Origin of the sequence: Chelativorans sp. J32 (assembly GCF_000518985.1) — a bacterium.
In the GTDB taxonomy this organism is placed as follows: domain Bacteria; phylum Pseudomonadota; class Alphaproteobacteria; order Rhizobiales; family Rhizobiaceae; genus Chelativorans.
Genome location: NZ_JAEQ01000032.1, coordinates 14,823 through 28,191, shown reverse-complemented (window position 1 = coordinate 28,191; position 13,369 = coordinate 14,823). Strand labels below are relative to the sequence as shown.

12 protein-coding genes are annotated in these 13,369 nt (G+C 62.4%); 11 read left to right on the top strand and 1 reads right to left on the bottom strand.

Annotation, left to right across the window (positions count from 1 at the left end; all coding sequences use genetic code 11):
• Positions 1-813: 813 nt before the first annotated feature.
• Positions 814-1,776, bottom strand: coding sequence for a LysR substrate-binding domain-containing protein (locus CHEJ32_RS25850; RefSeq protein ID WP_034659004.1), 963 nt, complete (start codon positions 1,774-1,776; stop codon positions 814-816).
• A 96-nt stretch (positions 1,777-1,872) separates the two neighbouring features.
• Between CHEJ32_RS25850 and CHEJ32_RS0122820 the strand changes: the two genes are divergently transcribed.
• The 11 genes from CHEJ32_RS0122820 to CHEJ32_RS0122765 all read left to right on the top strand — a co-directional run bounded on the left by CHEJ32_RS0122820 (position 1,873) and on the right by CHEJ32_RS0122765 (position 13,359).
• Positions 1,873-3,036: an acyl-CoA dehydrogenase family protein gene (locus CHEJ32_RS0122820; RefSeq protein ID WP_028035842.1), complete on the top strand. Its 1,164-nt coding sequence runs from the start codon at positions 1,873-1,875 to the stop codon at positions 3,034-3,036.
• Positions 3,033-5,153: an acetate--CoA ligase family protein gene (locus tag CHEJ32_RS0122815; RefSeq protein ID WP_028035841.1), complete on the top strand. Its 2,121-nt coding sequence runs from the start codon at positions 3,033-3,035 to the stop codon at positions 5,151-5,153. Before CHEJ32_RS0122820 ends, CHEJ32_RS0122815 begins: the two co-directional genes overlap by 4 nt.
• A gap of 65 nt (positions 5,154-5,218) precedes the next feature.
• Positions 5,219-5,689, top strand: a complete 471-nt coding sequence (locus CHEJ32_RS0122810; RefSeq protein WP_156936784.1) for a tripartite tricarboxylate transporter TctB family protein — start codon at positions 5,219-5,221, stop codon at positions 5,687-5,689.
• A 6-nt stretch (positions 5,690-5,695) separates the two neighbouring features.
• Complete coding sequence (locus tag CHEJ32_RS0122805) at positions 5,696-7,192, top strand: tripartite tricarboxylate transporter permease (protein WP_028035839.1); 1,497 nt, start codon at positions 5,696-5,698, stop codon at positions 7,190-7,192.
• A gap of 73 nt (positions 7,193-7,265) precedes the next feature.
• The gene (locus tag CHEJ32_RS0122795) at positions 7,266-8,153 is read left to right on the top strand and encodes an alpha/beta fold hydrolase (RefSeq protein WP_084032924.1); all 888 of its coding nucleotides are present in this window, start codon (positions 7,266-7,268) and stop codon (positions 8,151-8,153) included.
• Positions 8,154-8,191: 38 nt separating this feature from the next.
• Positions 8,192-8,578 carry a Zn-ribbon domain-containing OB-fold protein gene (locus tag CHEJ32_RS0122790; RefSeq protein WP_028035837.1) on the top strand — a complete coding sequence of 129 codons (387 nt, stop codon included), beginning with the start codon at positions 8,192-8,194 and terminating at the stop codon, positions 8,576-8,578.
• Entirely contained in the window at positions 8,575-9,732 is a 1,158-nt protein-coding gene (locus CHEJ32_RS0122785) for an acetyl-CoA acetyltransferase (protein WP_028035836.1), read from the top strand. Before CHEJ32_RS0122790 ends, CHEJ32_RS0122785 begins: the two co-directional genes overlap by 4 nt.
• Positions 9,733-9,748: 16 nt before the next feature.
• Positions 9,749-10,672, top strand: a complete 924-nt coding sequence (locus CHEJ32_RS0122780) for an SDR family oxidoreductase (protein WP_028035835.1) — start codon at positions 9,749-9,751, stop codon at positions 10,670-10,672.
• Positions 10,673-10,685: 13 nt separating this feature from the next.
• Entirely contained in the window at positions 10,686-11,585 is a 900-nt protein-coding gene (locus tag CHEJ32_RS25845) for a MaoC family dehydratase (protein WP_198023911.1), read from the top strand.
• Positions 11,582-12,586: a nitronate monooxygenase family protein gene (locus CHEJ32_RS25840; protein WP_051469871.1), complete on the top strand. Its 1,005-nt coding sequence runs from the start codon at positions 11,582-11,584 to the stop codon at positions 12,584-12,586. Before CHEJ32_RS25845 ends, CHEJ32_RS25840 begins: the two co-directional genes overlap by 4 nt.
• On the top strand, positions 12,586-13,359 hold the full coding sequence (locus CHEJ32_RS0122765; protein WP_028035834.1) for an enoyl-CoA hydratase/isomerase family protein: 774 nt from the start codon (positions 12,586-12,588) through the stop codon (positions 13,357-13,359). The genes CHEJ32_RS25840 and CHEJ32_RS0122765 overlap by 1 nt, the downstream gene beginning before the upstream one ends.
• Positions 13,360-13,369 lie beyond the last annotated feature (10 nt).

The window sequence follows — 13,369 nt, the reverse complement described above, 5'->3', positions numbered from 1 at the left end:
AGACCACCGACTATGGCGCGCTCGCCGCGCTCTACCGCCATGTCGGCAACAATTTCAAGGTCGGCGTCGGCTACAATTTCGGCCGCTTCTCCGACGACTTGCGCGACCTAACCCTCGACGACGAAGGCGTCTTCCTGAACATCGTCGGCAAATTCTGACCGCCTCTCTCCCCGCCGCCCAACAACACGCGGCGGGGGGAGCTTTTTGTGATTGAAGCGTTGGGGAGGCGGCTATGCAACGGGGGAAAGCAGTGGACCTGCGAGGGCTGCAGCCACAGCAAGTTCCGTCCGGGGAGACCGCGCGATGCGCGGCTGTTCGAACTCTGCCCGGGATGCCAGGTCCGGTTCAAGCGCAGGGGACCCACAATTTCGGGAGACCACGCAGTGGCAACTCGGACCCCTTTCCCTCCTCTCGGCAGCGAAGATCGAAGCCTAGCCTAAACGGAAGCGGAATTGGATTTATGCCAATTCTGGGACGAAGCCGATGAGCCGGCGGATAGAGCGTGCCGCCAGGGCTGGGAGAGGAGCGAACTAAGGTTCCGCTCAGTTGGAGCTCGTAGACGAGCCCCATGGCTGGGGAATTCCCACCATCGCAGGACGATGGCGACCGGCTATCAGAGACGGCAAAGCAGGCGTCATCGAGGAGATGTGCAGGGCGGGTATTTCAACATGGCCAGCCCGAGGCCAAGGTTGCCCACCGGCTCTATATGATGGGGCTGTCGGAGAGCTCAGGAAATAGCAGCGCCGGCTGTGCGTGTCCGGAAAACCTATGGTTCCGGCATCAGACGGAGCCCACCCCGTTGTCCGGGAACCTTCAGGTACGGCGTTTCGCCGGAAGTTCAGCGGTGGCACCGCGTCGGCCAGTTGAACGTTTGAAAAATTCGGCTGGCAAATTGTTCGATTCGAGCAGCCAGTCGACGAAATGCCGTGTCGGCGTGGAGACCGATTTCACCGTCGGCCAGACGATATAGAAGGATGACCCCGTCCTTATCGGGCGCATGAAGGGCCGCACCAGCCGTCCCGAATCCAGTTCGTCGTGAAGAATGTCGATCTGGCCTATGGCCAGACCAAGCCCGTCGCGCGCCGCACCATAGGCAAGCAGCGAGCTTTCGAAGATCATGCCCGGTCCGTCCGGGAGTTCCACGCCGGCGGCATCCGCCCAAAGATCCCATTCCCGGCGGCGGTATTTCGCGTGAAGAAGCATCGCTCGCGAAAGGTCGGAAGGCGTGCGAAAGCCGTTGAACCGTTCTGCATATTCCGGGCTGCAGACGACATCTATCGTTTCGTCGAAGAGCTTGCGGCTGCGAGCGTCGCCCCATTCTCCCTGGCCAAGCTGGAAGGCCAGATCCAGATGCGTTCCACGGAAATCCAGCGGCTGCACGGTTGTATCCAGGCGTACCGAATGGTCCGGAAACGCGGCGTAGAACCGGCTCAGCCGAGGCGAGAGCCAATAATGCACCAGAGTTGGGTAGATGCGCAGCTGAACGACCTGTTCGCGCTCACTTTCCAGGACCCGGTGGGTGGCCCGCTCCAGATCGTGGAACAGGTCGATGATCTCACGGCTGAACGAGCGCCCCACTTCGGTCAATTTGACCGAGCGCGCGCGCCTTTCGAACAACTGAACGCCGAGGTAATCCTCCAGAACCGTGATCTGACGGCTGACGGCAACCTGGCTGATGCCCATATAGTTCGCAGCCGCGGTAAACGTGTTGTATTGAGCCGCAATGGCGAATGCCCTCAGCGGATTGAGTGGCAGGTTACGGTATTTCTCTGCCATAACTTTTTGTTTCCCATGCTATACCAGAGACATCATTATCGCCGCTGCCCTCTTCGGTCAAAGTGAGATTGAACGATGCGGAGGGCCTGGGAAAAGATGGATTTCAAACTGACCGAGGAGCAACAGATCTTTTTTGATTCTGTCCGCAAGTTTGCTCTCTCAGAATTGGCCGAAGGGGCGGTGGAGCGTGCCAATTCCAAGGAATATCCCTGGGACGTTGCGCGGCAGTTTGCGGAGATGGGCCTTCTGGGGATCACCTTTCCCGAGAGTGACGGCGGCATGGGAGGTTCCCTTGTCGATGCCGTTCTGGCAATCCGCGCGGTTGCGGAGGTCTGCCCCAAATCCGGCGATGTGATCCAGGCCTGCAATTTCGGGCCGATCCGGACCTTTGTGGAATATGCCACGCCGGAGCAGAAAAAACGGTTCCTGCCGTCCCTTCTTTCCGGTAAATCTTTGATTTCCCTCGGCATGTCCGAGCCCGACGCCGGATCTGCCGTGACGGAGCTGACCACTTCCTTGACGCAGGATGGCGACGGCTGGCGGCTCAATGGCGCCAAAATATTCGGTACCAACAGCGTCGAGGCAGGCGTCTATCTGGTCTATGCCCGTTTCGGGGCCGGCACGCATGGCATCGGGTCGGTCCTGGTCGAGCGTGGCATGGAGGGATTTTCCATTGGCAATCCCTCCGAGTTCATGAACGGAGAATCCTGGGCGCCGCTCTTCTTCGACAACGTCTTCATTCCCAAAGAGAACGTGCTGCTCGGCGAGGGCGGCTTCAAGAAGCAGATCTCCGGTTTCAACGTCGAGCGGCTTGGCAATTCCGCGCGTGCGGTGGCGGTGGGACGCCATGCCTTCAATCTGGCGCGCGAACATGCGCTTGCCCGCAAGCAGTTCGGTCGCCCGCTGGCCGAGTTTCAGGGATTGCAGTGGAAGTTTGCGGATATGGAACTGAAGCTCTCGGCTGCGGAGCTCTTGCTGATGCGGGCGGCGGTGAATGCCGTCGATGCGCCGGGCGGCCTGCCGTCTGCGCAGGACACGGCGCTTGCGAAACTTGCCTGCAACGAGGCTGGCTTCTTTGCCGCGAACGAGGCCGTGCAGATCATGGGCGGGCTGGGCTTTTCCATTGAGAGCACCGCCCAGTACTGTCTCCGGCGCACCCGCGGCTGGATGATCGCCGGCGGCTCCTTGGAAATCCTTCGCAACCGGATTGCCGAGGGAATATTCGAGCGCCGTTTCGACCAGCGCGGAGATCGGAATTGAAACGCCATAACGACGAGGCCCTGCGCAAGGCCCTGATAGCGCCGGAAAGCGTGGCGCTGGTCGGTGTGTCGGGTTCGGCAGGGCGGCTGACGGCCCGGCCGCTGGAATTCCTTCAGCGGAACGGCTGGCAGGGACGCATTTGTCCGGTCAATCCCGCGCGGGACGAGATTGCGGGACTGAGGGCCTGGAAACGCGTTTCGGATATCGAAGGCGGCGTCGAGCATGCCTATATCCTGCTTAACGCCGATCCCGCGATGGAGGCACTGGAAGACTGCGCCCGCGCGGGTGTGAAGGTCGTTTCAATCCTGGCCGACGGCTTCGCGGAGGCAGGTGAGGAGGGGCGCAAACGTCAGGAGCGCCTTGTCCGCCTCGCCGAGGAGGCGGGCATCCTGCTGATCGGGCCGAATTCGACCGGTGTCGTATCGACTGGGCCCGGTTTCATCTGTACCACCAATGCGGCCTTCAAGGCGGCGGAAATCGGCAAGGGGCGGCTTGCGGTCCTGTCGCAGAGCGGAAGCGTGATCGGCACGATGCTTTCGCGCGGCCAGGCGCAAAACACCGGCTTTTCGGTCCTCGTCTCGACGGGGAACGAGGCTGCAGCCGGCGTGGGGCGCCTAGGCCAATTGCTGCTCGATGATCCCGGCACCGACGGGTTCATCCTGTTTCTCGAGACCATTCGCGACCGTGGCGCGCTGGAGCTTTTCGCACAGGGTGCCCATGCGCGCGGCAAGCCGGTCGTCGCCTATATGGTTGGTCGCAGCGAGGAGGGGCAGGCGCTTTCGGTCTCACATACCGGGGCCCTGACGGGATCGGCGCGGTCGGTTTCGGCTTTTCTGCGCTCCGTCGGCATACGGGAGGTCGAATCTTTCGAATCGCTGATTCCCGCCGCACGGACGCTTTCGCGCATTGCACTCAGGCCGAAGCGACCGCGCGCAGTGACGGTTGTTTCGACCACGGGCGGGGGCGGCGCGATGGTGCTCGACCGGATTGCGCTACATGGCGTTCCCATCGCGGGCCTGTCGGAGGTCTCGCGCGCGTCGCTTTCCGCACAGGGAATTCCGCTGGGACATGGGAAGCTGGTCGACGTGACATTGGCCGGCACGCGTTACGAGCCTATGAAAGAGGTGATCCGCACGCTTTCCGCCGACCCGGCCACGGGACTGCTGCTGGTGGTGATTGGTTCCTCGGCTCAGTTCAACCCCGAGCTGGCGGTGGCGCCCATCATCGATGCGAAGGCGGAGGCGCCATCCGATGCCGCGCCGGTTCTGGCTTTCCCACTGCCGCATGCGCCAGAAAGCCTCGCCATGCTCGAGGCCGGTGGCGTTCCTGCGTTCGGCACGGTGGAAGCCTGCGCCGAAACGATCGCTCTGATGTTCGATTCCTTACCTGAACCCGGCGGCACGAAAAAACGCGAACTGCCGGCGGACGCCGCCGCGCTGATTGCCACTTTGGCGCCCGGCACCCAGGACGAGGTTACCTCGGGCCGGGTCATGCAGTCGCTCGGAATTTCCGGTCCCAGGTCGAGATTGCTGGATGCCGACGCAGATCTGCCCGAGGACATTGGCATTCCCTTTCCGGTGGTGGTGAAACTCGTTTCTTCGGATCTCCCACACAAAACCGAGGCTGGGGCGATCCAAATCGGCGTGCCTGATCGGGTGGCGCTCAAGGAGGCGATCTCATCCATGAAAGCTTCGGCGGCGGCATACCGCCCCGGCTATCGTCTGCAGGGAATACTGGTACAGGAAATGTGCAGGGGCGTCGGAGAGGCGCTGATCGGTATTTCCCGCGATCCCGTGGCCGGTCCGATGGTGACGCTCGCCATGGGAGGCGTGATGACCGAGATCTATCGCGACAGCGCGGTTCATCCGGCTCCCGTCGACATAGCAACGGCCCGATCCATGATTGGCGAGGTCAAAGGCTTTGCCTTGCTTTCGGGCTACCGCAACCGACCTAAAGGCGATCTGGAGGCGCTGGCGGAGGCGGTAGTCGCGGTTTCAAGGCTTGCCCTAGCCGAACGGGTCCATGAGGCGGAGATCAATCCGATACTTGTCCGGCCGGAAGGAAAAGGCGTGGTCATGCTGGATGCTCTGCTACATGTGGGCGAATTTCACACCTGAAGGGCTTGGCCGATGCTGGAAGGCAATCGGCGCGGCCCTGGCAGTTGGACAAGCGGGAGGAGGAGATGGTTGTCAGTGACATCCGCGATCTGCTGGGTGGGGCGCTACTTGTCCTTGTCGGCGGCGCGACTGCGATCGCAGCTCAGCAGTACGGGATTGGCAGCGCAACGAACACGGAGCCGGGTTTCTTTCCATTGATCCTGGCCTGTCTGCTTCTGTTGATCGGCGCAGGGCTGATGCTGTCGGCGCTGGATTTTCGCGGCACGAAGACAAAGGGAGAGGGCCTGCGTTTCGACCTGTGGCATCTGTGGTGCCTCGTCGTGGTCGCTGGCGGTTTCATATTGTTCGGCCTGCTGCTGCCGATCGCGGGCCTGTTCCTGACCTGTTTCGTCACGATCGCCGCGATCGGCGTCGGTTCGCGGCTGTTGACGCCCCTCGGCGCGCTGACGGTCGCGCTGGTGCTTTCGGTCGTGGCGGTCGTTTTGTTCCGTTACCTGCTGGATCTTCAGGTGCAAGCCTGGCCCTGGGGAGGCTGACCGACAATGTGGGATAACATCGTATTGGGGTTCACCGCGGCTGGAACGCTGGTGAATCTCGGTTATGCAATGGCAGGCGCGCTTCTTGGGACGCTGATCGGCATCCTGCCTGGGCTCGGTCCGCTTGCCACCATTGCCATCCTCCTGCCTTTCACCTACGGGCTCGAGCCGCTTTCGGCGCTGATCATGTTGGCGGGGATATACTATGGCTCGGCCTATGGAGGATCGACCACGGCCATCTTGATGAGCCTGCCGGGAGAAACGGCGTCGACGGTGACCGTGCTCGATGGCTATCAGATGGCGCGCAAGGGTCGCGCCGGGGTGGCGATTTCGACGGCTGCTATCGGCTCATTCGTTGCAGGCACGATCGGCACGCTTTTGCTCGCCGCTTTTGCGACGCCTCTCACCCGCCTCGCCATCGGCTTTGGACCCAGCGAATATTTCGCGCTGATGACGCTCGGCCTTGTCGGTGCGATCTCGCTTGCTTCGGGCTCAATGCTGAAATCAGTGGCGATGGTCATTCTCGGCCTGCTGTTGGGATTGGCTGGAACGGACTCCAACACGGGCGTTCAGCGCTTCACATTTGGGCTGCCGCAACTATGGGACGGGATCGACTTCATCGTCCTGGCGGTGGGGCTGTTCGCGTTCGGCGAGATCTATTCGACGCTGGTCGATCGGCGAACTCCCGACTCCAGCGCAAATCCGATCAACAGCCTGTGGCCGAACCGCGAGGATTTCCGCAGGATGATCGCTCCGATCCTCCGCGGCACCGGCATCGGTTCGCTTCTTGGCGTACTGCCCGGCGCCGGCATCTCTATGTCCTCCTTCATTGCCTACAGCGTTGAGAAGCGAGTGTCGCGCCATCCCGAACAATTCGGCGCGGGCGCCATCGAGGGAGTGGCAGGGCCCGAATCGGCCAACAATGCTGCCGCGCAGACCGCCTTCATTCCGACGTTGACCCTCGGTATTCCCGGCAGCCCCGTAATGGCACTGATCCTGGGCGCCCTGATGATCCATAACATCCAGCCAGGGCCGAACGTCATGAGCTCGCGGCCGGAACTGTTCTGGGGCCTGGTGGCTTCGATGTGGATCGGAAACCTGATGCTGGTTCTGTTGAACCTGCCTCTGGTGGGGATCTGGGTCAAATTGCTCAGCGTGCCCTACCGGCTGCTGTTTCCCGGTATCGTCATGTTCAGCTGCATCGGCATCTATGCCTCCGGATTCGCCTCGTTCGACCTCTATATGACGGCTGTCTTCGGAGTGATCGGCGTTATCTTGAAGACACTTCGCTTCGAACCGGCACCTCTTGTCCTGGGCTTTGTGCTTGGTCCTATGCTGGAAGAGAACTTCAACCGCGCACTGGTCTTGTCCGATGGCTCGCTGATGACCTTCGTGGATCATCCGGTTCCCGCGACCATGCTCGGCATCGCCGCTGTTCTGGTCCTGCTGATGGTCTTGCCGAAGTTTCGTGCCAGTCGCGAAACGATGTTCGCCGACGAGTAAGTCATTTCATGAGCAAAGGCATGTCCCGGTCAGCTCGGCCACGCCTGTGTCATTGTCTTGGGAAAGTTGAAGGATGCATTCGTCCATTCGATTTCTATCTGCAGACAGACCATGGCTTCTCCTGATGCACGGGATGTTGACCAATGCACGGCACTGGTTGCTGAATCGGGAGCGCCTCGGGCGGGTCTACAACCTGGTGCAGGTCGACCTGCCTGGCCATGGCCGCAGCCCGGCCCCGGCCGATCCCCAAACGGTTACTGCAGCGACCCTGATCAGGCGATTGGATGAAATCCGCGCAACGCTTGGCATCGACAGCTGGTACATTTGCGGGCAGAGTTTTGGTGCGGGGCTGACACTGAACTATGCGCTTCTACATCCCGAACGGGTGATCGCGCAGGTCTTTACAAATGCGCGGGTTGTTCTGCGGCAGAATGACAGCCCCTTGGAGGCTGCGGCTCGCGCCGAACGGCTGGAGCGTCTTCGTCGGGACGGTCTGGCCGCACTGCGGAGCGAACAATTCCATCCACGCTTCGCAAGGCGCTTTCCGCCGGATCTACGGCGGGTCCTGAGCGAAGATGCCGACAAGATAGACCTGCCAACCTACATCCAACTCGTCGCCAAGGTGATGCCGGCGGTGTCTCTGAAAGATGTTCCGGATTCCTCTCCCCGGGTGCCGACCTTGTTGATCAATGGGCGTCACGAGCGTGGCTTTCAGCCCATCCGGGAAGAACTGGCAGCGATCTGGCCCAACCTTTCCATCGTGGATATCGATGGCGGCCATTCGGTGAACATCGAAAACCCGAGGGGGTTCGAAAACGCCCTGCTCGATTTCTTCGCAGGGCACCTTCCGATTGGCAGGACCGCCGGAACTCATAACAAAACGTTGGGCATGGGTGATGCGAGCCGAGTTGAACGCATGCCTCCAACCAATCTAACCATGCAGGCAGAGGACATGAAGTGACGGGTACGCCGGGCCGTCCGCCGATCACGGGGGGGAGCATGAACAGGATCGAACGGTCACCACTGCAGATATGGCAGGATCGGCTGCGTGCGAACGAGCTGGCCTATCAATTCAGCCCGGACGCGGGCAGGGCGGTTTTTTATCCCCGCCTGGTTTGCCCCTATGGCGGGACGGCCCCCCTGGAGTGGCGGGTCAGTTCCGGTCGCGGCACCGTCTATTCGATCTCGCGCGTGCACCCCGTGAAGGGCGATCCCTATCCGGTGGCCTTGATCGATCTTGACGAGGGATTCCGCATGATGTCCACGGTCGAAGGTGCTCTGGGCGAGCCCGAGGAGATCGGACGTCGCGTACGCGTCACGTTCCGGCCGGCCGAAGGGGACGACGCTCCGCCTCTTCCGGTTTTCATCTGGGAGGAGGCGCAATGAACGCTGCTCCGAAGCGTGCCGGCAGTGCGATTGTCGGGGTTGCCGAAAGCGATCTGGGTGTGGTCGCGCCAGGCACGACGCCTCTCGACCTGATGGGACAGGCGATCCAGGCGGCGCTGGCCGATTGCGGCCTGAGCCTTGCCGATGTCGACGGCGTGTTTGGCGCGGCGAGCCAATTGCGCATGCCGACTTTGTCTTTGTGCGAGTATCTTGGAATCCGACCGCGCTATTACGACTCCAGTTATATCGGCGGCGCCTCGTTCCAGAGCCTTGCCGCCCACGCGGCGCTGGCGTTGGAAGCCGGCCTCTGCAATGTTGCCGTCATCGCCTATGGCTCGACACAGCGTAGCGCGCGGGGCAAGTTCGCGCCGCAACGCGACATGAATGATTATGATGGGCTCTACAACCCGCGCCTCCCGGCCACCGGCTATGCGCTTGCCGCAGCGCGCCACATGCATCTTTACGGCACGACCCGCAGCGATCTGGCCGATGTCGCACTTGCCGCCCGCGCCTGGGCACAAAAGAACCCCCGCGCCTTCGACCGCAGGCCGTTGACGCGAGAGGATGTGCTCAACGCGCCGATGGTGTCCTCCCCCCTGGGGGTGAAGGATTGCTGCCTCGTCACCGATGGCGGCGCGGCCGTGGTGATGGTTCGCGCCGACCGGGCACGGGATCTACGCAGGAAACCCGTCTATCTGCTGGGTGCTGGCGAAGCGCAGGAGCACCATTCGATCACCCAGATGGCTGAACTGACCGACACGGGGGCGGCCCGTTCCGGAGCGCAGGCTTATGCTATGGCCGGGTTGAGTGCGGGCGATATCGATGTGGTGCAGGTCTATGACGCCTTCACCATCACGACGCTGCTCTTCCTGGAAGATCTCGGCTTCTGTCCCAAGGGTGAGGGCGGGCGGTTCGTTCAGGATGGTGCAATCGCGCCGGGCGGCGTGCTGCCCGTCAACACATCCGGCGGCGGATTGTCTTACTGCCATCCGGGGATGTTCGGTCTTTTCACCATGGTCGAAGCAGTACGACAGTTGCGGGGCGAGTGCGGCGACCGCCAGGTCGCACATGCCGAAACTGCCATTGCTCACGGAAATGGTGGCGTATTGGCCGGCCAGGCGACGCTGATCCTGGGTACCTCATCCACAATCTGACGGAATGGAAATCGGCATGACTGCGAAATTACTGAAGGACAAAGTCATTCTTGTCACCGGGGCGGGCCGCGGCGTTGGCCGCGAGATCGCGCTTTGTGCCGCTCGCGCCGGGGCAAAGGTGGTGGTGAACGACCTCGGCGCATCGCTGACTGGCGAGGGCCAGGATGCGAGCCCGGCACAAGAGGTCGTGGATTTGATCCGTGCCGAAGGCGGCGAAGGTGTGGTCAACGGCGACAGCGTTGCCGAGGCCGAGGGGGCGCAGCGGATGGTGGATGCCGCAATTTCGAATTTTGGCCGTATCGATGGTGCGATCCACAGCGCGGGTATCCTGCGAGACGTGATTTTCCACCGGATGACACCTGAGGATTTCGAAGCTGTCCTGCGTGTTCACCTGTTTGGCGCGTTCAACGTTTCCCACGCCTGTGCTCCGCATTTCCGTGCCCAGGAAAGCGGTGCCTTCGTGCATATGACCTCGACTTCCGGACTTATCGGTTCGTTCGGACAGGCCAATTATGCTGCTGCCAAAATGGGGATCGTCGGCCTGTCGCGCGCGATCTCCCTCGACATGGCCAAGTTCAAGGTCCGATCGAATTGCATCGCTCCCCACGCCTTCAGCCGGATGATCGAAGCTATCCCCGGGAAAAGCCCTGAGGAGCAGGCCCGCGAAATGGAAAAGCGGCGTACCAAAACCCGCGCCGACCAGATCGCGCCGCTGGCGGCTTTCCTCTGCTCGGATGCGGCGGCAGGCATCACCGGCCAGATCTTCGGTGCGCGGGGCAATGAGGTTTACCTCTACAACCAGCCGCGCCCGATCCGCACCATGCACCGCGATGACGGCTGGACGGTCGAAAGCCTGGCCGAACGGCTGCCGAATGCCTGGGCATCCGCCTTCACCCCGGCCGAGCGCACCAAGGACGTGATCGGCTGGGACCCGATTTGAGGAAGGCGACCCGATGGCTTTGAACGTCGATGCTTTGGAGGCTTGGGAGTTCCCCCGGCTGGAGCAAGAGTATGACGACAAGGATACGATGCTTTATGCCGTGTCACTGGGATTTGGCCAGGATCCGCTGGACCCCGCGCAGCTACCCTTCGTGTTCGAGAAGGGGTTGAAGGTCGTGCCGACAATGCCGGCCATTCTCTGCCATCCGGGGCGCTGGACGGCGGACCCGGTCCTGGGCGTTACCCCCAACAAGGTGGTCCACGGAGAGCAGCGCATCTTTCTCCATCGGGACCTGTCCCCCGAAGGGCGGCTTTACGCCCGTGCGAAGGTGATGGCGGTCGAGGATAAAGGCGAGAAGGGCGCAGTGATCCACGCCGCACGCACCATGTTCGATGCCGCGACCCACGAACCTGTAGCCTCGGTGCTGCATTCGACCTTCTGCCGTGCCGATGGCGGTTTCGGGCGTGATTTCGGCCCGGCGCCGCAGGCAACGCCTTGCCCTGAACGCGAACCGGATCTGGAGATCGATATCGAGACACGTCCCGAACAGGCGCTCATCTATCGGCTGAACATCGACCGAAACCCTCTGCACGCCGATCCCGCCTATGCCGCCAAGGCGGGGTTCCCCCGGCCGATCCTGCATGGACTGTGCACCTATGGGCTTGCCGCGCGGGCGCTCCTGCCCACGGTCGCGGGTGGTGATGCGAGCGCGATCCGCTCGGTGGAATGCCGCTTCTCAAGGCCAGTCTTTCCGGGTGAGACGGTGCGGTTCCACATTTGGTCGGAGCCCGACCGCGCCTATTTCCGTGCCCGTATCGAGGCGCGGGATGTCACTGTGCTGGACGCCGGCCGTGCACTGCTGGGCGGCGGCCATCCCGCGCCGGACTATGCGTTGTTGGAGGAGGGGGCATGAGCCTGCCGGAAGCGTTTCGCGGCCGTCTGCGGCTGCCCGTCATCGCCTCGCCGATGTTCCTCGTCTCCGGACATGAGCTTGTCGTGGCCCAGTGCAAGGCCGGGATCATCGGCTCTTTTCCGTCGCTCAACGCACGACCGGAAGACGAACTTCAGGTTTGGCTCGCCATCATTCGGGAAGGCCTTGCTGCCCATGATGCGACCAATCCCGGCTCGCCGGCCGCACCCTTTGCGGTCAACCTGATCTCGAACAAGTCGAACGCCCGGTTCGATCATGACGCAAGGGTCTGCGTCGACAATGAGGTGCCGTTGCTTCTAACGTCGCTTTCCCCGCCGGGCGATCTGGTCAAGGCCGTGCATGGCTATGGGGGTCTTGTGTATCATGACGTCACCACCGTTCGTCATGCCGAAAAAGCCCTCGAACAGGGTGTCGACGGGCTGATCCTCGTCTGCAACGGCGCGGGTGGGCATGCGGGCACGGCCAACCCCTTCGCCCTCTATTCGGAAGTCCGCAAATTCTACAACGGTACGATTGTCCTCGCTGGTGCGATCGGCACCGGCGGCGCGCTCAATGCCGCGCTGAGCCTCGGGGCCGATATGGTCTATATGGGCAGCCGCTTCATCCCCGCCGCCGAGAGCCGGGCGCCCGACGACTATCGTGCCATGGTGATCGAGGCGACGCTGAAGGATGTGGTCTACACGCCGTTCTTCAGTGGCCTGCCTGCCAACTATCTTCGGCAAAGCATCATCGCCGCCGGTCTCGATCCCGAGGAGGTGGCTACCGCAAGCCGCGATAAGACGCGTTACCAGGCTGGTGCCCGGTCGGAGGCCAAGGCTTGGCGTGATATCCGCGGTGCAGGTCAGGGCGTCGGGCAGGTCGATCGGGTTCAGCCGACGAGCGAGATCGTCGATCAGCTCGAACAGGAATGGTTGGCCGCACAGGCGGCCGAGGACGCTGCGAGGGCCATGAGAGCGCGCTGGCTGCGCAAGGGAGGAACGTGATGGGCATTCATCTGGAAAAGTCGGAAGGCATCGGCCGCATCACCTTCGATACGGCGGGCCGACGCAACGCGCTGTCGCCGGAAGAGCGCTATGATATGGCCGAGATGCTGCGCGAACTGCGCTTCGATCCCGAGGTCAGGGTGGTACTGCTGCGCGGCGCCGGCGAGGACTTTTGCGCCGGCGCGGATGTCTCGCGTATGGGCAAGGATAGCCAGGGCAGCGCCCGGGCACGGATGCAGCGCGGCGTATGCGGTATCGCGCGGGAACTCGCAGCGATAGAAAAGCCGGTAATTTCCGCCGTCCGCGGCGTGGCGGTCGGCTTCGGCTGGTCGGTCGCACTCGCTTCGGATGTGGTGATCGCTTCCGAGACCGCACGTTTTTCGCTGATCTTCGCTAAGCGCGGGCTGGCCCCCGATGGTGGCGCCGTCCATTTCCTGATCCGGCATATCGGACAGCTGCGCGCGAAGGAGCTTGCCTTCTCCGCCCGCATTCTCGGTGCCGACGAGGCCTACGGCATGGGCCTTGTGAGCCGCGTGGTCGCCGACGACCGGCTGGACGCGGAAGCGGAAGAGTACTGCCGGCAGCTTCTGACCATGCCGACGCTGGCGCTGGGGATGACGCGGCATTTGTTCGAGGTGGCGACGGCAACCGACCTCGATACCTATCTCGACATCGAAGCCTATACCCAATCCTTCCTGAACCAGAGCCAGGACTACAAGGAAGCGGTCGCAGCTTTCATGGAAAAGCGCGCCGGCGTCTATCACGGGCGCTGAGGGAAGCGAG